Raw genomic sequence first — 19,047 nt, forward strand, 5'->3', positions numbered from 1 at the left:
ATTAGCGTGTCGTCATTTCTGCTTGGGTCCGTTGAGAGGAAAATCATGAAGAAATATCTGGGCGTATTGCTGCTAGCGCTGATCGCCGCAGGCTGTACCAGCCGTCAGCAACAACCAGAGCAGCCGCCTGCTCCCGTTCAACCGGCTGAGCCGACGGCGCCTTCGCAGCCGCTGCCCCCCCAGTCTGAGCCGGTACCTTCACCGCCTAAACTTCAGTCTCCTCTGGACTGGCAGGCGAGCGTTTCCCCGCTGGTGGATCAAATGTTGAAGGCAGACGGGGTCACCAAAGGCAGCTTACTGTTGCTCGATAATGTCAAAAATAGCACTAACGGTTCACTGCAGACTGGGAAAGCGACCTCGGCGCTGTATAACGCTTTGGGTTCCAATCCGGTGTTTACTTTGGTGTCGCGCCAGCAACTGGGCGCGGCGCGTCAGACGCTGGGCCTTTCCGCAGAAGATAGTCTGGGGTCGCGCAGCAAAGCGATTGGACTGGCTCGCTACGTCGGGGCGCAGTATGTGCTATACAGCGACGCGAGCGGCGACGTGAAATCCCCTGAACTGGAGCTGCAATTGATGCTGGTTCAGACCGGCGAAATTGTCTGGTCCGGCACTGGCACGATTCATGAGTAAGGCTCTATGACTCAATCAGCGCTCCTCGCGCTGCTTGAACGACAAAAACCGGCGTCGACCGCCGGTTTTTGTTTGTCTGAGGTGCGGGGACTCAGTTCAGCAAGCTGGCGGGTGCATACGCCGGAAGGAGACCGGCTTGCGCGCGAGCAATCGCGTGATGGCGCGCAGCTGGGCGGCAATCGTCGACGTGAGTTCCGCATTTTGCGCCAGCTCTCCCTGGTTGGACTGGCGCCTCGCCCCGTCGGTCTGCGTAGCGAGTGGCTGCTGGTAGAGTGGCTGGACGGGACCGTCGCCACGGATGCCCAGTTTGATGAACTGCTGCAAAAGGGCGCGCTGGCGGCACGGCTGGCGGCGCTGCATCATCAACCTGTTTACGGATTTCCATTGCCGTTGAAAGCGTTGTTCATTCGCCACTGGCAAAATATGGCGCCCGCCAGGCGGACGCCAAACCTGCTGCGACATCTCAAACGGTTGCTCGGCCGTTCTTTGCCGCCGACGTTGATGCTCGCGCCATTGCATCTGGACGTACATCCGGGCAACCTCGTCCATCATGCGCAAACCTGGCGTCTGATTGATTGGGAATATGCGGCCGATGGCGATGTCGCTCTGGAGCTGGCGGCGCTGTTTCGTGCCAATGCGCTGGCGCCTGAACGACAGCAACGATTTCTGAATGATTATTGCCGCCATTGGTCCGGCATGTCCTCGCGATCGCTGAGCGAGCGGATAGCGCAGTGGCTGCCCTGGGTCGATTTCCTGATGCTGATGTGGTACGAAGTTCGCTGGCAGCAGACGCGCCAGACGACATTTTTGCAGGCCGCAACGCCGTTGCGGTTGAAATTAGGCTTGCCCTGGTAGGCTCGGCGGGCAAATGAAAACAGATGAATGAGGTTGTTGTGGGTCCGTTAATGTTAGATGTGGCCAGCTACGAGCTGGATGCCGAAGACCGTGAAGTGCTGGCACATCCGCTGGTCGGCGGCTTAATTCTGTTCAGCCGAAATTTTCATGATGCGGAGCAGCTCAGCGAGCTGGTGCGCCAGATCCGTCAGGCGGCGCGACAGCCGCTGGTCATTGCCGTCGATCAGGAAGGGGGGCGAGTTCAGCGTTTCCGCGACGGCTTCACTCCTTTGCCAGCGGCGCAGTCTTTCGCGGCACTCAACGATTTAGCGCAGGCGGAAGCACTGGCGGAAGAGGGCGGGTGGCTGATGGCGGCGGAAATGATCGCCATGGATATCGACATCAGCTTCGCTCCGGTGCTGGATGTCGGCCACCAGAGCGCCGCGATCGGAGAGCGCGCGTTTCATAGCGATCCTCAAACTGTATTGGCGGTGGCGGATCGATTCATCACCGGCATGCACTCGGCGGGAATGAAAGCGACGGGCAAACACTTCCCTGGTCATGGCGCGGTGAGCGCGGACTCGCACAAAGAGACCCCGCGAGACCCTCGTCCGCTAGCCCAGATTCGGGAACGGGACATGTCGGTGTTCCGTGAATTGATGAATCGCGGACAACTGGACGCGATTATGCCGGCGCATGTGATTTATACCGAAGGCGACTCGTTACCTGCCAGCGGCTCTCCCTATTGGCTGAAAAACGTTTTGCGGCAGGAATTGAAATTCGACGGCATCATCTTTTCCGACGATTTGTCGATGGAAGGCGCTGCGGTCATGGGGAGCTATCCCGAACGTGCTGAAGCCTCTTTGTCAGCTGGTTGCGACATGATTCTGGTCTGTAATCATCGCGAAGGGGCCGTCAGCGTATTGGATCATTTACCTCATCGCGAGGTGTCGGGCCTTGAGCGGTTATTGCACAAGGGGCATTTCACGCGCGGTGAACTGCTGGATTCCCCGCGTTGGAAACGAGTGAGTCAGCAATTGACCACGCTCAACGAACGCTGGCAGGCTTTTAAAACGACGAAGTAGCTGACCGCCTGACTATCTCAAAGGGCAGCGCGAGGCGTTCCATTTCCTTGGGACGCCTTGATGCTATCGTCCTTTCTCCCCGGTTTTATCCGCGCATAGATCGGTCTATCTTTCGGCTGTTTTACGAATCGTTTCAGTTTTTTAACTGGCTGTTTATCAACAACTATTTTTAATCTTTTGATTAAGAAATATCAAAAAGAATTGATATATATCAATTTTGGTATGACCATATGACCCACCATGATATCCTGCCCGTAGATACCGACTAACTTCATAGAACCACATGTTATATAAGGATATTCTGACTTTCCTTTGTTAACCGTGGGCTTACCTATTTTCAGGGGGTCATTTTGACATCTTTGCCAATCAAAAAAATTGTGATTGTCGGCGGTGGCGCTGGCGGATTAGAACTCGCAACAAGCCTTGGGCACAAATTAGGTCGTAAAAATAAAGCCGAAATTACGCTGGTCGATCGCAATTCGAGCCATTTGTGGAAACCGTTGCTGCACGAAGTGGCAACCGGCTCTCTGGATGATGATATGGACTCCCTGAGCTATCTGGCTCACGCCAGCAATCATCACTACCAGTTCCAGATGGGGACCTTGACGGGCATTAATCGCGAGCAAAAAGAGATCGAGCTGGCTGAAATTCGTAACGAAGCTGGCGAGCAGCTGGTCGCCGCGCGCACGCTGCCCTACGATATTCTGGTCGTGGCTCTGGGCAGTACCTCCAATGATTTCGGGACTGCCGGCGTTAAAGAGCATTGCATCTTCCTGGACAACCCTAAACAGGCGCGTCGATTCCACAACGAAATGCTGGATCTGTTCCTCAAATTCAACGCTGATCCCAACCGCAAAGAGCGCGTCAATATTGCGATCGTCGGCGGCGGTGCGACGGGCGTCGAGCTGTCCGCCGAGTTGTACAATGCCGTCAAACAGTTGAATAGCTACGGTTTTAACGCGTTGGACAATCAGACGCTGAACGTCACATTGGTTGAAGCGGGCGAACGTATTCTGCCTGCGCTGCCGCCGCGTATTTCTTCGGCGGTGCATCAGGAACTGACCAATATCGGCGTGCGAGTGTTGACGAAAACTATGGTGACCAGTGCGGAGACCCAAGGTCTGCATACCAAAGACGGTGAATTTATTGATGCCGATTTGATGGTCTGGGCCGCGGGCATCAAAGCGCCAGACGCGATGAAGGATATCGCCGGTCTGGAAACCAACCGCATCAACCAACTGGTGGTGGAACCCACGCTGCAAACCACCCGCGATACCAGTATCTTCGCGCTGGGCGACTGCGCTTCCTGCCCTCAGGAAGGCGGCGGTTTCGTGCCTCCTCGCGCTCAGGCCGCGCATCAGATGGCGTCGCTGTGCTTCAATAACATCATGGCGCTGATAAACGGTAAACCGCTGAAATCTTACGTCTACAAAGACCACGGTTCGCTGGTCTCGCTTTCCAATTACAGCACCGTTGGGAACCTGATGGGCAACCTAATGCGTGGCTCCGTGATGGTTGAAGGGCGGATTGCGCGTTTCGTTTACATCTCGCTATATCGTATGCACCAGATTGCGCTGCATGGCTACGTGAGAACCGGTTTGATGATGTTGGTCGGACGCATCAATCGGGTGATCCGACCCAAGCTGAAACTGCACTGATAGTCTGAACCTGGCCGCCGGTCCCTGTGACCGGCGGCATTAATTAATTGTTTTGTAAATAGTTCCGCTTAATCTTTCTTGCTGAAATTAATAAGAAAAATCCCAAATCGTCATGTTTGTGGATGTCGATCGGCGTTTGGTTCATTAATCCTATTGTCCCCCAAAATCACTTTGTGCAGACTTCCCTCTGTTTACGAACGGCGTTGCGCGCACGTCACATCACCCGAAAGTTGGCGCTTTCGGCAGAATCATCACCGCTCTTCACAGGTCTGTTGCAAAAGGATGGCGTTGGGGCGAGATGGAGAATGCGTGAATATTTATTCAGGAGGTTTCCTGTGAACAAGTCAATGTTAGCAGGCGTGGGGATTGGCGTTGCCGCCGCACTGGGTGTGGCGGCGGTCGCCAGCATGGATGTCTTCTCGCCGAAGCCGCAGTATGCCCAGGTGTTAGCCGCAACACCGATAAAAGAAACCGTCAAGACGCCGCGGCAGGAGTGCCGTAATGTCACGGTGGCCCACAGACAGCCTGTGCAAGATGAAAACCGTATTACCGGTTCTGTGCTCGGCGCGGTTGCCGGGGGCGTGTTAGGCCATCAGTTCGGCGGCGGCAGGGGCCGTGACGTCGCGACGGTAGCCGGTGCTTTAGCGGGCGGATACGCGGGTAATCAGGTGCAGGGCAAGATGCAGGAACGTGATACGTATTCTTCCACTCAGCAGCGTTGTCAGACGGTGTATGACAAATCGCAAAAAGTGCTGGGTTACGACGTTACCTACAAGATAGGCGAACAGGAAGGTAAAGTGCGTATGGAACGTGACCCCGGAACGAAAATTCCGCTAGACCGCAATGGTCAGCTGGTGCTGAGCGAGCAGATTTGAGCCTCGCCTCCAAACCATTTGTTGTCCAAACAGGTTCGCCCAGATGTTATTTGGGCGAACCTGTGCGCTTAACCGGTTATATTTTTTCCGCGACGCCCGGAGCGGAGGGAAAGTCATGCATCACAGAATATGGTCGTTCGGCGCTTTGAACAGGGCTTTCATATCCTCGGACATCTCAAAGTTCATGTTGATGTTTTTCGGTGGAATAGGCTGGGTAAACCAGCGCTGATACCACTTCTCCGCTTCACCTTGCGTTTGCGCCTGAGCAATCGTCGAGTCCATCAACTGCTTGAATGCCGGATCGTCCTTACGCAGCATACAGCCATACGCTTCATGGGATTGCGGCGTGCCGACGATGACCCATTGGTCAGGTCGCTTGGCTTTGGCGCGCTCTCCGGCCAGCAGCGGATCGTCCATATAGAAAGCCACCGCACGTCCGCTCTCTAGCGTTCTGAATGCATCGCTGTGGTCTTTGGCCGAAATGATGCGCATCTTCATAGCGTTCTTGTCATTCAGCTGGTTGAGCAGGATTTCGTTGGTCGTCCCCGCCGTGGTCACGACCGGTTTACCGGCGAGATCGTTAAAGTCACTGATTCCAGACTCTTTCCTGACCAGAAGTTTCCCACCCACAATAAAAATAGAGTTGGAAAATGCCGCCTGTTGCTGACGCTCCGCGTTGTTGGTGGTAGACCCACATTCAAAATCTATCGATCCGTTCTGTAGCAGGGGAATGCGTGTGGATGAGGTAATGGGCACCATTTTCACCGTCAGGTTAGGCAGACCCAGCTGTTTTTTGACGGCATCGACAATCGCAGTCGAATACTCCTGCGAATAGCCGACGACTTTCTGATCGTTGTCCAGATAGGAAAAGGGGACGGAGGATTCGCGGTGCCCGACAACAATTAACCCACGTGTTTTGATCTTCTGCAAGGTGTCGGTGGACGAGGGGCGGGTGTCTGCGGCGTAGGCTGCGTGGCAAGCGATCCCGGCCAGAATAGCCGAGACCCATATCGTTCTTCTCATTATGTACTCCGTGGTTAATGTGGTGGCCGCTTAAGCGTAGAACGCTTCCCTGTATCCTTCGCTTGCACGGAGCCGCCGGCTTATGCGTCGAGCACGGCTGTCCGGCGGGCTGCATCATCAGGCAAAATTGATGCCATGATGCATGCAGCCAAATCTGACGGAAGGCGAGCCCTCGCTGGGCAAGGCGCCTGAGAGTGAAAAGAAGTCAACAGTCAACGCAGTGCCCATCGGACAACCATTGGCTGCACCTTGATAGTGCGTACCGACGAGAGCGTGCGTCTAAAGGTGGAGGGCATCGGCAGGAAAGCCTGACATGCCGAGCGGAGTCTTGTCGCGCGGGAACAAGCGGTGAAACAGGGCGTGAACTGGCAGGGCCCCGATTTGAACCGGGGCCTGTCAGTCAGATGGGCGAGGACGTCACGCGCGGTTACGCGCCTCAGACCGGGCAGGTATGCTGCGCCATCGCGGTCAACAGCCCGCGGATGAAGGTCAATCGCGCAGGGCGATCGCTCAGATCGGTAATGAACTTGAGACGGGTTGGACCATCCAAGCGGTACACGCTGGGTTCTCGTTGCAGCAGGCCAATCAGGTGGCTCGGCTCGACGCGGTTATTCTGGCTGAATTCGATGAAACCGCCCTTGTCGTGACCTTCAATCCGCTTGATGCCCAATGCCTGCGCCTGCTGGCGTAGCGCGGCAATCTGCAACAGGTTGCGCGCGGCGTCCGGTAGCGGACCGAATCGGTCGATCAGTTCGGCCCTGAGATCCGTCAACTCACCCTCTACGTGGGCGCTGGCGATGCGTTTGTAGAACGACAACCGGGTATTCACATCTGGAATAAAGTCTTCCGGCAGCAGGGAAGGGAGTCGCAGTTCGACGTCGGTCTGATTGCTGATCAGATCCTCCAGCGAGGGTTCCCGACCTTCCTTGAGCGATTCGACCGCGCTTTCCAGCAACTCCATATAGAGCGAGAAGCCGACGCTTTCCATTTGTCCGCTTTGCCCTTCGCCCAGTAGCTCGCCTGCGCCACGGATCTCCAGATCGTGGGTTGCCAGCGCGAAGCCTGCGCCGAGATCTTCCAGCGACGCGATAGCCTCCAGACGTTTGTGCGCGTCCGTGCTCATCGCTTTTGGATTCGGGGTCAACAGATAGGCGTAAGCCTGGTGGTGAGAGCGGCCTACGCGCCCGCGAAGCTGGTGGAGCTGTGCAAGACCAAAATGGTCGGCGCGCTCTATGATGATGGTATTGGCGCTTGGAATATCGATGCCGGTTTCAATAATCGTCGTACACACCAGCACGTTGAAACGTTGGTGATGGAAGTCGTTCATGACTCGTTCGAGATCGCGCTCGCGCATCTGCCCGTGGCCGATGGTGATCCGCGCTTCCGGCACCAGCTCGCTGAGCCGCTGCGCCGCCTTTTCGATATTTTCGACATCGTTATACAGGTAATACACCTGACCGCCGCGCAGCGTTTCGCGCAGAATCGCTTCCCGCACCACCAGACTGTCATACTCACGTACAAAGGTTTTGACCGCCAGACGGCGTGCCGGCGGAGTGGCGATGATCGACAAATCGCGCATCCCGCTCATCGCCATATTCAGCGTTCGCGGGATGGGCGTCGCGGTCAGTGTCAGAATATCGACATTGGCGCGCATGGCTTTGATGCGTTCTTTGTGACGTACGCCAAAACGGTGCTCTTCATCCACAATCAGCAGTCCGAGATCGTGCCAGTGCACATCGCTCTGTAAAAGTTTATGGGTGCCGATGAGAATATCGACTTTCCCCTCGCGCGTTTGTTCCAGCACCTGTGATTGCTCGCGCTGACTACGGAAGCGGGAAATCATCTCGATACGAACGGGCCAGTTGGCGAAGCGGTCACGGAAATTATCAAAGTGCTGCTGCGCCAGTAGCGTTGTGGGGACCAAAACGGCGACCTGCTTGTGGTTTTCGACCGCCAGGTAGGCGGCGCGCATGGCGACTTCGGTTTTGCCGAAGCCGACATCGCCGCACACCAGGCGATCCATCGCCAGCGGCTGGCACATGTCACTCAGCACGGCGTTGATAGCCTGAGCCTGATCCGGCGTGGTTTCAAACGGGAACCCTTCGCAGAACAACTGGTATTGGGCTTTGTCGTGCTTGAAGGCGAAACCGCGCTTAGCCTCGCGCTGAGCATACACATCCAGCAGCTCGGCGGCGACATCGCGGACTTTCTCCGCGGCTTTTTGACGGGCGCGAACCCAGGCGTCGCCGCCCAGCTTGTGCAACGGCGCGTTTTCGTCGCTGCCGCCCGCATAACGGCTGATCAGATGCAATGAGGAGACCGGCACATAGAGTTTGTCGTTGCCGGCGTAATGCAGGATCAGGTACTCCGCCGTGATACCGCCTGCTTCAAGGGTGGTCAGCCCGGCATAGCGCCCCACGCCGTGTTCCAGGTGCACGACCGGTTGCCCGGCGCGCAGCTCCGCCAGGTTGCGGATGAGCGTTTCAGTGTTGATGGCGCGGCGGTTGTCCTGACGCGGTCGGCTGACGCGCTCACCCAGCAGGTCGCTTTCGCATATCAGCGCCCAGTGTCGCAGGGTGTCCACGAATCCATGTTCGCTCGCCCCGACTTGCAGATAACAGCCGGGTTCCTGCGCTTGATCCAGACGGGCAATCGGCTTTGGCGCCAGTTTGATTCGTGACAACAGTTCCTGCAGCGTTTCCCGTCGGCCTTCGCTTTCTACCGAGAACATGATGCGGCCGCTGAACTGCTCCACAAAGCGGCGCAACGCATCAAGCGGAGATTTTTGCTGATGTTCGACGGTCAGTGCCGGCAGCGTCTGGTAGCCCAGATTGACGTTGGCCGCTTTCGACGGCAAAGACTCCGTGCGTAGCTGCACGCGCGGCCACTGCTTGATTTCGCTGAGGAGCGAGTCGACCGCTAGCCATAGCACGGGAGGCGCTAGCAGCGGACGCATCGGATCGACGCTGCGGCTGTCATAGCGCTGCTGAATGTCCTGCCAGAAACGTTCGGCGCTGTGCTGTAAATCGCCGCTGTTGACCAGCAGCGTGCCTTCCGGGAAGTAGCTGAATAGCGAGGGCAGGGGCTGGCTGAAAAACAGCGGCTGCCAGTACTCAATACCGGCGGGCCAGGTGTTCTTGCTGACTTGCTGGTAGACATGCTCCGGATCGCGGCGCACGTCGAACTGCTCGCGCCATTGACTGCGGAACAGCTCGATAGCGTCTTTGTCCGTCGGGAACTCGTGAGCGGGCAGCAGGCTGATGTGGTCGACCTCATTCAGCGTTCGCTGGGTATCCACATCGAACAGCCGCAGACTGTCGATATCATCGTCGAAAAAGTCGATGCGGAACGGCTCTTCGCTGCCCATCGGGAACAGATCAAGCAAAGCGCCACGTGTGGCGAACTCCCCATGCTCCATCACCTGATCCACGCTGCGATACCCCGCCTGTTCCAACTGGTCGCGCAGTTTGTTGCGGGACAAGTGTTGCCCTTTCTTCAGCATCAGCGCATGCCCATGCAGGAAGGTATGCGGGCAGACTTTTTGCATCAAGGTGTTAACCGGCAGGATCAGAACGCCGCGCTCCATCAACGGCAGTTGATACAACGTCGCGAGTCGGGCCGAGATGATTTCCTGATGGGGCGAGAAAGTGTCGTAGGGCAAGGTTTCCCAGTCCGGCAAGGTGGTGACCGGCTGATCCGTGAACTGTTGAATTTCGTCACGAAGACGCAGCGCGTTTTGCATATCCGGGGCGATCAGCACCACCAGTCCAGCATGACGTTCAATGATTTCTGCGCATTCCACGGCGCATGCGGCACCGGTCAATTCGCCCAGCAGGCGCTGTTCTCCCGCTTTGCGTGGCAAGGTATAACGGTATTGTTCAGGCATAGTCTGATTATCAGGTCTTAATCTCGGCCCCTCTAAGAAAAAGCCGGAGAGAGAGATAGTTAGGGTTCCATAAAGCGGTACTACCCTTTATTATCCTTGATCACTTTGCTTTAGCAACCTCATCCAGACGGATTTCATGTATCAACCTGTCGCGTTATTTATCGGCCTTCGCTACATGCGTGGGCGTGCCTCGGACCGCTTTGGGCGGTTTGTCTCCTGGCTGTCGGCTATCGGCATCACCCTCGGTGTGATGGCGCTGGTCACCGTCCTTTCCGTGATGAACGGATTTGAGCGAGAACTGGAAAAAAGCATTTTGGGATTAATGCCTCAGGCGTTAATCACCACGCCCCAGGGATCGCTGAATCCTGACCATGTCCCCGCCGCCGGTCTGCAAAATCTCGAAGGGGTAACGCGTGTCGCGCCCCTGACGACCGGCGACGTGGTGTTGCAAAGCGCCCGCGGTGTCGCGGTGGGCGTCATGCTCGGCGTTAACCCGGATGAAGACGAGCCGTTGTCGCGCTATCTGGTCAACACTCGCCAGCAGCAGCTGCAGCCGGGGGCCTATCAGGTGATTCTGGGCGAACAGTTGGCAAGTCAGCTGGGCGTCAAGCGCGGCGATCAGCTGCGCCTGATGGTGACCAGCGCCAGCCAGCTGACGCCGATGGGCCGAATCCCCAGTCAACGTTTGTTCACCGTAGCGGGCACTTTCGCCGCCCAGAGCGAGGTGGACGGCTACCAGTTGTTGGTCAATCAGCAGGACGCCTCTCGACTGCTGCGCTACCCGCTTGGCAACATCACCGGTTGGCGGCTCTGGTTGCAGGAGCCGCTGGCGGTAGATGCGCTCAGTCAGCAATCCTTACCCGCCGGGACCGTATGGAAAGACTGGCGCGAGCGCAAGGGCGAGTTGTTCCAGGCGGTACGAATGGAGAAAAATATGATGGGGCTGTTGTTGAGTCTCATCGTGGCCGTGGCGGCCTTTAACATCATCACATCTTTGGGATTGCTGGTGATGGAGAAACAGGGAGAAGTGGCGATTTTGCAGACGCAGGGATTGACGCAGCGTCAAATCATGGCGCTGTTTATGGTGCAGGGCGGCGGCGCTGGTGTGTTCGGCTCGTTGGTCGGGGCATTGCTCGGCGTGCTGTTGGCCAGCCAGCTGAATACGCTGCTGCCGTTGCTGGGGCTGCTCATCGAGGGCGGATCGTTGCCGGTGGTGATCGAGCCGCTGCAGGTGACCGTTATCGCCCTCGTGGCGATGCTGCTGGCGCTACTCTCCACGCTTTACCCTTCCTGGCGCGCCGCCGCCGCCCATCCTGCTGAGGCTTTACGTTATGAATAAAACTTTACTGTTACAGTGCCGCCATTTGTGCAAGCGCTACCAGGACGGGAAGGTATCGACCGATGTGTTGAAGGACGTCTCGTTTGAAATGGCGCCGGGCGAAATGATGGCGATTGTCGGGAGTTCGGGTTCCGGCAAAAGTACGCTGTTGCATTTGCTGGGCGGTCTGGATACGCCGACATCCGGCGAAGTCATTTTCAAAGACAAACCCCTGAATACGCTTTCGCCCGCGGCCAAAGCGGCGCTGCGCAACCGCGAGCTGGGATTTATCTACCAGTTCCATCACCTGCTTCCGGATTTTACCGCGTTGGAAAACGTGGCTATGCCGCTGTTGATTGGTAAGACGCCGCCTAAAGCCGCTAAAGAGCAGGCGCGTGACATGCTGGCGGCCGTCGGGCTGGAAAAGCGTAGTCACCATCGTTCGGCAGAGCTTTCCGGCGGTGAACGTCAGCGCGTCGCGATCGCCCGTGCGCTGGTCAACAACCCGTCATTGGTGTTGGCCGATGAACCGACCGGTAACCTCGATCAGCGGACGGCAGATACCATCTTTGAACTGTTGGGCGAACTCAACGTGCGTCAGGGCACGGCCTTTCTAGTGGTAACCCATGATTTACAGCTGGCGCATCGTCTCAGCCGACAGTTGGAAATGCGCGACGGCCAGCTGCAGCAGGAACTGACTCTGGTGGGGGCGCCACAATGAGTTTTCCTCCACTTTCACTCCGGGTGGGATTGCGGTTCAGCCGGGGACGGAGACGCAGCGGAATGGTGTCGCTGATCTCGGCGATTTCCACGATCGGTATTGCGCTAGGCGTGGCGGTGCTGATCGTCGGGTTGAGCGCGATGAATGGCTTTGAGCGTGAACTGAAAAATCGTATTTTGGCCGTGGTGCCGCACGGAGAGATCGAGGCGGTCAATCCCCCTTTCAATGGATGGCAGGGGCTGATCCCGAAGGTCGAAGCGGTGCCGGGCATTGCGGCGGTAGCGCCTTACATCAACTTCACAGGATTGCTGGAACATGGCGCCAATCTGAGGGCGATCCAGTTTAAAGGGGTCGACCCGCAGCAGGAACTCCGGTTAAGCGCGCTGCCGCACTTTGTTCTGAACGACGCCTGGAGCCGCTTCCAAGCCGGCGAACAGCAGGTGGTGCTGGGAAAAGGCGTGGCCGACGCTTTAGGGGTGAAGGAAGGCGAGTGGGTGACGGTGATGATCCCCAACAGCGACCCGCAGATGAAGCTGCTACAACCGAAGCGCATCCGTCTACACGTCACCGGGATTCTCCAACTGAGCGGACAGCTCGATCACAGTCTGGCGTTAGTCCCGCTGAAAGACGCACAGGGCTATCTGGATATGGGCGATGCGGTGACCGGTCTGGCGCTGAAGATGGATGACGTGTTCGCCGCCAATCAGCTGGTGCGCGACGCGGGTAAGGTCACGGAGGAGTACGTTTACATCCGCAGTTGGATTGGCACTTACGGTTATATGTACCGCGATATTCAGATGATCCGCACGATTATGTATCTGGCGATGGTGCTGGTGATCGGCGTCGCCAGTTTTAATATCGTGTCCACGCTGGTGATGGCGGTTAAAGACAAAAGCAGCGATATCGCCGTGTTACGAACGCTGGGCGCAGGCGACGGACTTATTCGCGCCATTTTCGTCTGGTATGGTCTGCTGGCAGGACTGCTGGGCAGCGTGCTGGGGGCCATCGTCGGGATTATCGCGACGCTGCAGCTCACGCCGCTGATACGCGGTATTGAGACGATAACCGGTCATCGCTTTCTCTCCGGCGACATCTACTTTATCGATTTCTTGCCGTCGGAACTGCATGCCGCCGACGTCGTCCTGGTGTTAGTCACGGCATTGGCTCTCAGCCTAATTGCCAGCTGGTATCCCGCACGTCGGGCCAGCCGCATCGACCCCGCCAGGGTGCTGAGCGGTCAGTAAGCGGGCGCTTAACGTTAACGGCTCAGGCGCGATAGCGTCGAATCTTGAGCCAGCCGTAGCGACGGGAGTAGGGTATGTATTACGGGTTCGACATCGGCGGCACCAAAATAGAGATCGGTGTGTTCGACGCCGACTGGCGACCGGTGTGGCAAAAACGCGTGGCGACGCCGCGCGATGACTATGGTCAACTGCTGACGACGCTGAAACTGCTGACCGATGAGGCCGATACCGTAGCCGGAACCCCGGGAACCCTCGGTATCGGCGTGCCAGGGTTGTATGATCAGGACGCCGGGACGTTGTTCACCGCTAATCTGCCCTCCGCGATGGGACGACCGTTGCGGCAGGATCTTACCCGTCTGTTGCAACGCGACATCCGCATCAGCAACGACGCCAACTGTTTTGCCCTTTCAGAAGCGCATCACGCTGATTTTCGCCATTATCCGGTCATTGTCGGCCTCATTTTAGGGACCGGGGTCGGCGGGGGGCTAATCGTCAACGGCTACCCGGTCAATGGCGCGAACGGCATCACCGGGGAGTTTGGCCATACCCGTTTACCGGTGGATGCGTTGGATATTCTGGGATGGGAGTTGTGCCGCGCGCCCTGCGGATGTGGACGAAAAGGGTGCGTGGAAAACTATATTTCAGGCCGGGGCTTCGAGAGGCTCTACCAGCATGACTATTTACAGACGCTGCCTGCCCCCGCGATTATTCAGCGCTATTACGCCGGCGATAGGGATGCGAAAATCCATGTTGAGCGTTACGTGAAGCTTCTTGCTGCCTGTCTGGGTAGCCTGCTGACGTTGCTTGACCCGGATCTGCTGGTGCTGGGCGGAGGCCTATCTAATTTCGACGCCATTTATTCATACTTGCCGCATTATCTCCCTGACTTCCTGCTACCCACGGCACGTTTGCCTGCGATCGAAAAGGCGCGCTATGGGGACGCAGGCGGTGTCCGGGGAGCGGCATTGCTACACTTACTGAAGCTTTAAGGAGCAAACATGCTTTCGCATCGGCGTTTAGGCCGTTTTCGTCAGGGGAAGCGTATGCGTCATCAGCGTTTGCGCGCGCGTATTTTTCACATCGATTATCTGGCGGTTAAACACGTGAAGAAACCTCGTGTGGTAGTGCTCACCGGCGCGGGTATTTCTGCGGAGTCCGGCATTCAAACTTTTCGCGCCGCCGATGGGTTATGGGAAGCGCATCGTGTCGAAGATGTGGCGACCCCAGAGGGATTCTCGCGGGATCCTGCGCTGGTTCAACGTTTTTACAATGACCGACGCCGTCAGCTAACGCTGCCGGAGATTGCCCCGAATGACGCTCATCGTGCGCTGGCGCAGTGGGAAGAGGTTCTGGGCGACGACTTTCTGCTGGTAACACAGAACATCGATGATTTGCATGAACGGGCTGGCAGCCGGCGCGTTGTGCATATGCATGGCGAATTGCATAAGGTGCGTTGCGACCGGAGTGGGCAGGTGTTCGAACGGGAGGGAGACGTCGGTGAGGACGAACGGTGTACGTGCTGTGAGATACCGGCGCGGCTGCGTCCTCACATTGTCTGGTTTGGCGAAATGCCGCTGGAGATGGACCGTATTTATCAGGCGTTAACCGAAGCGGATTTCTTCGTTGCCGTCGGCACATCGGGCAACGTCTATCCGGCTGCCGGATTTGTTTATGAAGCGCATCAGCACGGCGCCCATACGGTTGAGCTCAATCTGGAGCCGAGTCAGGTCGAAAGCCATTTTGATGAGAAGATTTATGGCCCAGCCAGCCGGGTGGTGCCGGATTTCGTTCGCCGCTGGCTGTTAGCGCATATCAGCATCTCGTTTTAAGCCGGTCATCGTTCTAGGGGGTTAAGGCGAGCGTCTGATGAGCCCTTCGCGTGATCGTGGGCGCGGAGACTCAATGAAGTTAATGTGGGGGTTCATGCAGCGCATGGACCTTTTTTTTGCTTTTATTCCAGCAAGTCGGTGGGTTTCTGATGAGTTGGTGCCACGCAACTACTCGATGCGGGGAGAACTTTCCAGGTTATCCCCTCCATTACAGGTCAAATGCAACGCGCTTTTTATTGTGATAGGCAGGGCAGAGATACTGTTTTGTTTAGTTGTTGTTGCATCACAGGTGTCATCATAGGGCAAATGCAAAAAACGATGGGTATTTCAGCCATTGCTTAAAATAATAAGCATTATAATGTTCTGACTAAGGCCATTGAAATCCGGTATGGCAGGTCATTTACCTTCCCGAACGTGAGTGAGCGTATGTACGTGTTGCGTTGGAAATTTGTCGTGTTGGCAGCGGTCTTTATGATCCTTGCGGGTTGCAGCCATCATGCGCCGCAGCTCAACGGCCGCTTGAGCGACTCTCGGGGAGTCAAGGCACAGTTACACCAGCAGCTGGCCGAATGGCGGGGTACACCCTATCGCTATGGGGGCGTTGATCGTCGTGGCGTGGATTGTTCAGGCTTTGTTTTTGTGACATTCCGTGACAAGTTCGGCCTGCAGTTACCTCGGTCCACTGAAGACCAGGTGGAAGTCGGTACGCGTATCGACAAGGAGGACCTGTTGCCGGGCGATCTGGTTTTTTTTAAAACTGGTAGCGGCAACAGCGGTATGCATGTGGGTATTTATGATGCCAATGAACAGTTCATCCATGCCTCTACCAGCAAAGGCGTCATTCGTTCATCGCTGAACAACGTTTACTGGAAACGAGCCTATTGGCAGGCGCGGAGAATCTGAAGGCTGCCGTGCAATGTCAGCCTCTATCCTCAGCAAGCGGATTGGGCTGAAGACGGTTAGAGGCCATTCAATGGATTCAATCCAGGATCAAAATGTGAATTAAACATGTTGCAACGGCGGTTGAATATTTGTGATGCGTCGTGGGCGATTTATGAATAACGTTTGGAAATTGAAATGTTTGTTAATAAACTGCAACGCTTATTGGGGGTTTGTCTGAAAAGTGAAAAACGAATTGTGTTCTCTTGGCGACACATTATAGAGTGTCTCGAGAATGTTCTTTATTCGGCTTTTCCCCTGCGTAGTTTTTTTATTACGGGCACCGCATTCTCGTGACTTTAAATGTCTCAATCTATTAGACTTATGATTAATATATTACAAATAATCAATAGATGAATAATGACTGATTGAGTTGTGGCGAATAGAAGCGTGTCATCTCTTGCGTCTCTTTTCGGTGAATGTTCACATTATTTAATTCTGGTAAAACACTATGCGTATCCAGCTTGATGTGGAGTATATCAGCAACTACCTCTTTTCACCGGTCTATAGCCTGGATGCTCGGCTACTGGCCGTGGAAATGACTGGCCGCTACCACAGCGCCGCCGGCAACCTGGCCATGCCTCAGAGTATCTTGATGAGCCTGCTCGATAGATCTCAGAAAGTCGCTTTATTTAAAGAACAACTTCTTATTATTAAAAGCAAAGCGCCTTGGTTTCGAGATAATCAAGTAATGGTTTTGCTTAAGATTGACCGTGCATTGTCTGAATTAGTGATTCGCGATGAAAAAATTAAACAGACACTTAATGCACTTCCTTTTATCCAACTCGAAATTAATGAGAATTTTCCCAACCTGGACGAAGGTAAGGATAATCCTAATGTTTTGGCATTGAGTAAATCATTCAATTTGTGGCTGGATAATTTCGGCTCGGGAAAAACCAATTTGAAACCATTCTATGATGGTTTATTTCGCCATGTGAAATTGGACCCCCGTTTCGTTCAACGCTTATTATTGCGTCCGACAGAAGTGTCCATGATGAACCCCATGCTGAGCGTTATCAAAAAGCACAACCCCGGTATGATGGTAATTGCTCAAGGCATTGACAGCCCAGCACTGCTTGAACGGTCGTATGATTTGGACATCAGTGGCGTACAGGGTCAGCTGTGGCCTGCGGTGCCGTTAGAACAGCTGGATCAGAAACTGCCTGCTGCGGTGTGTTACGGCTAAATTTATCGGCGATCACCGTTTGTCGGCCACGAATACCCTTATCTTTGATCGGTGTTAATTCCTTGAACTCCGCTCTACACTGCGGTAAAGAGAGGACCCGGCCATGCCTTACCCCCCCAAATTCAATAATCGTTACTATCAGCAGCTGCCCGGCTTTTATAGCCAACTGGAACCTTCCCCGTTGCAGGGGGCGAGGCTGCTTTATCACAGTGAGGCGCTAGCCCACGAGCTAGGATTGTCCGCTGACTGGTTCACTCCCGAGAACAGTCCTATTTGGTGCGGTGAAAAAAGTTTGCCGGGAATGCAGCCTATTGCGCAAGTTTATAGCGGACATCAATTTGGCGTTTGGGCCGGACAATTAGGCGATGGTCGCGGGATTTTATTAGGCGAGCAGCAGTTAGCCGATGGACGCCACGTCGACTGGCATCTCAAGGGCGCGGGGAAAACGCCTTATTCACGTCAGGGGGATGGGCGTGCCGTGCTCCGTTCTGTGATCCGAGAGTTTTTGGCCTCCGAGGCATTACATGCGTTGGGGATACCGACGACCCGCGCTTTGACTATCGCCACAAGTGAACAAGGGGTTCAACGTGAAACGGTGGAGCGGGGCGCAATGCTACTGCGAGTCGCGGAAAGCCATGTGCGCTTTGGTCACTTTGAACACTTCTATTATGGCCGTGAACCGGACAAAGTGCGTCAGCTGGCCGATTATGTCATTGAACATCACTGGCCGCAGTGGCACCAGGAATCGGATAAATACCGTTTGTGGTTTACCGACGTGGTAGAGCGCACCGCACGTCTCATCGCACATTGGCAGTCGGTAGGCTTTGCGCATGGCGTAATGAATACGGACAACATGTCTATTCTTGGGATGACGATTGATTTCGGCCCTTTTGGTTTTCTGGACGATTACGATCCCCATTTCGTCTGTAACCACTCTGACTACCAAGGGCGCTACTCTTTTGATAACCAGCCGGCCGCGGCCCAGTGGAATCTGCATCGGCTGGCCCAGTCGCTTTCAGGTCTCATGCCGCCTGAGACATTGCAATCAGCGCTGGATCGTTACGCGCCGGTTTTAATGCAGCACTATGGCGACCTGATGCGCGCTAAACTTGGTTTCTCATCATCAGATCACGCGGACAATGATATCCTGTCGGGATTGTTCCGGCTGTTGCAACAGGAAAAAGGCGACTACCATCGGACTTTCCGGCTGTTGTCCGAGACGGAAGTGCAAAATGAGCGTTCGCCGCTTCGTGACGAATTTATCGACCGCGAAGCCTTTGATCGTTGGTTTGGCGTATATCGCCGTCGCTTACGCTTGGAGCCTACCGACGATACTGCGCGACGCGAGAGCATGCACAAAGCAAATCCGACGTACGTATTACGTAACTATTTGGCTCAGCGGGCCATCGAAGGCGCCGAGCAAGATGATGTCAGTGCGTTGACGCGTCTACATCGGGCCATCAGTCATCCTTTCGAGGCACAGCCGGGATTGGCTGAACTTTCAGCGCCTCCCCCCGAATGGGGAAAGCATCTCGAGATATCCTGCTCCAGCTAAACAATCAGGCCATTACCGCAATGATTAGGTTTGTCGAGGCCGAGTCATTCTTATGGCCGCTTGTTTGCTTGGGAAGATGCCTGATTCAATTAGAATCAGGTTATTTAGTAAACAAAGCCCTCCTTGAGCGACAAGTTTCTACAAAATAAGTTCACTCCGCCTGAAGCAAAAATTATTTTCTGTTTATATACTAGCGTTTAAAGCAATTTGAATTCATACCCGTTCCTCATCAGGCCGGTTTCTTTTCCATAAAGCACCGTGACT

Annotated in this window: 15 protein-coding genes; 13 read left to right on the forward strand and 2 right to left on the reverse strand. The window is 55.4% G+C overall.

Translation table 11 applies throughout. From position 1 onward, the window contains the following. The first annotated feature begins 45 nt into the window (after window positions 1-45). From lpoB to AU511_RS05155, 5 genes are all read left to right on the forward strand, one after another. Window positions 46-630 (forward strand): penicillin-binding protein activator LpoB, encoded by a 585-nt coding sequence (gene lpoB, locus AU511_RS05135; RefSeq protein WP_094108992.1) that lies wholly within the window; start codon window positions 46-48, stop codon window positions 628-630. A 6-nt stretch (window positions 631-636) separates the two neighbouring features. Continuing rightward, complete coding sequence (locus AU511_RS05140; protein ID WP_094108993.1) at window positions 637-1,485, forward strand: phosphotransferase; 849 nt, start codon at window positions 637-639, stop codon at window positions 1,483-1,485. 38 nt (window positions 1,486-1,523) lie between these two features. Continuing rightward, a complete protein-coding gene (gene nagZ / locus AU511_RS05145; protein ID WP_094109039.1) occupies window positions 1,524-2,549 on the forward strand; it encodes a beta-N-acetylhexosaminidase in 1,026 nt (341 codons plus the stop codon). A gap of 350 nt (window positions 2,550-2,899) precedes the next feature. Next, window positions 2,900-4,207: an NAD(P)/FAD-dependent oxidoreductase gene (locus AU511_RS05150; RefSeq protein WP_094099766.1), complete on the forward strand. Its 1,308-nt coding sequence runs from the start codon at window positions 2,900-2,902 to the stop codon at window positions 4,205-4,207. A 335-nt stretch (window positions 4,208-4,542) separates the two neighbouring features. Next, window positions 4,543-5,082: a glycine zipper 2TM domain-containing protein gene (locus tag AU511_RS05155; RefSeq protein WP_036150315.1), complete on the forward strand. Its 540-nt coding sequence runs from the start codon at window positions 4,543-4,545 to the stop codon at window positions 5,080-5,082. 120 nt (window positions 5,083-5,202) lie between these two features. On the opposite strand, the gene AU511_RS05160 is transcribed toward AU511_RS05155, so the two are convergent. Further along, window positions 5,203-6,105 (reverse strand): glutamate/aspartate ABC transporter substrate-binding protein, encoded by a 903-nt coding sequence (locus tag AU511_RS05160; RefSeq protein WP_094108994.1) that lies wholly within the window; start codon window positions 6,103-6,105, stop codon window positions 5,203-5,205. A gap of 436 nt (window positions 6,106-6,541) precedes the next feature. After that, entirely contained in the window at window positions 6,542-9,991 is a 3,450-nt protein-coding gene (gene mfd, locus AU511_RS05165) for a transcription-repair coupling factor (RefSeq protein WP_094108995.1), read from the reverse strand. A 136-nt stretch (window positions 9,992-10,127) separates the two neighbouring features. Here mfd and lolC point away from each other — a divergent pair, with 136 nt between their 5' ends. The 8 genes from lolC (at window position 10,128) to AU511_RS05205 (ending at window position 18,783) form a co-directional block, all read left to right on the forward strand. Beyond that, a complete protein-coding gene (gene lolC, locus AU511_RS05170; protein ID WP_094108996.1) occupies window positions 10,128-11,330 on the forward strand; it encodes a lipoprotein-releasing ABC transporter permease subunit LolC in 1,203 nt (400 codons plus the stop codon). Continuing rightward, entirely contained in the window at window positions 11,323-12,030 is a 708-nt protein-coding gene (gene lolD / locus AU511_RS05175) for a lipoprotein-releasing ABC transporter ATP-binding protein LolD (protein WP_094099771.1), read from the forward strand. The genes lolC and lolD overlap by 8 nt, the downstream gene beginning before the upstream one ends. Beyond that, entirely contained in the window at window positions 12,027-13,274 is a 1,248-nt protein-coding gene (gene lolE, locus AU511_RS05180; protein WP_094108997.1) for a lipoprotein-releasing ABC transporter permease subunit LolE, read from the forward strand. Before lolD ends, lolE begins: the two co-directional genes overlap by 4 nt. Window positions 13,275-13,348: 74 nt before the next feature. Continuing rightward, the gene (gene nagK, locus AU511_RS05185; RefSeq protein ID WP_094108998.1) at window positions 13,349-14,263 is read left to right on the forward strand and encodes an N-acetylglucosamine kinase; all 915 of its coding nucleotides are present in this window, start codon (window positions 13,349-13,351) and stop codon (window positions 14,261-14,263) included. A gap of 9 nt (window positions 14,264-14,272) precedes the next feature. After that, window positions 14,273-15,103, forward strand: coding sequence for a Sir2 family NAD+-dependent deacetylase (gene cobB, locus AU511_RS05190; RefSeq protein ID WP_094108999.1), 831 nt, complete (start codon window positions 14,273-14,275; stop codon window positions 15,101-15,103). A 426-nt stretch (window positions 15,104-15,529) separates the two neighbouring features. Further along, window positions 15,530-16,006 carry an NlpC/P60 family protein gene (locus AU511_RS05195; protein WP_420843438.1) on the forward strand — a complete coding sequence of 159 codons (477 nt, stop codon included), beginning with the start codon at window positions 15,530-15,532 and terminating at the stop codon, window positions 16,004-16,006. 487 nt (window positions 16,007-16,493) lie between these two features. Next, window positions 16,494-17,228, forward strand: coding sequence for an EAL domain-containing protein (locus AU511_RS05200; protein WP_094109000.1), 735 nt, complete (start codon window positions 16,494-16,496; stop codon window positions 17,226-17,228). 103 nt (window positions 17,229-17,331) lie between these two features. Beyond that, window positions 17,332-18,783 carry a protein adenylyltransferase SelO gene (locus AU511_RS05205; protein WP_094109001.1) on the forward strand — a complete coding sequence of 484 codons (1,452 nt, stop codon included), beginning with the start codon at window positions 17,332-17,334 and terminating at the stop codon, window positions 18,781-18,783. The last annotated feature ends 264 nt before the right edge of the window (window positions 18,784-19,047 follow it).

The organism is Lonsdalea iberica, assembly GCF_002111585.1.
Lineage (GTDB): Bacteria > Pseudomonadota > Gammaproteobacteria > Enterobacterales > Enterobacteriaceae > Lonsdalea > Lonsdalea iberica.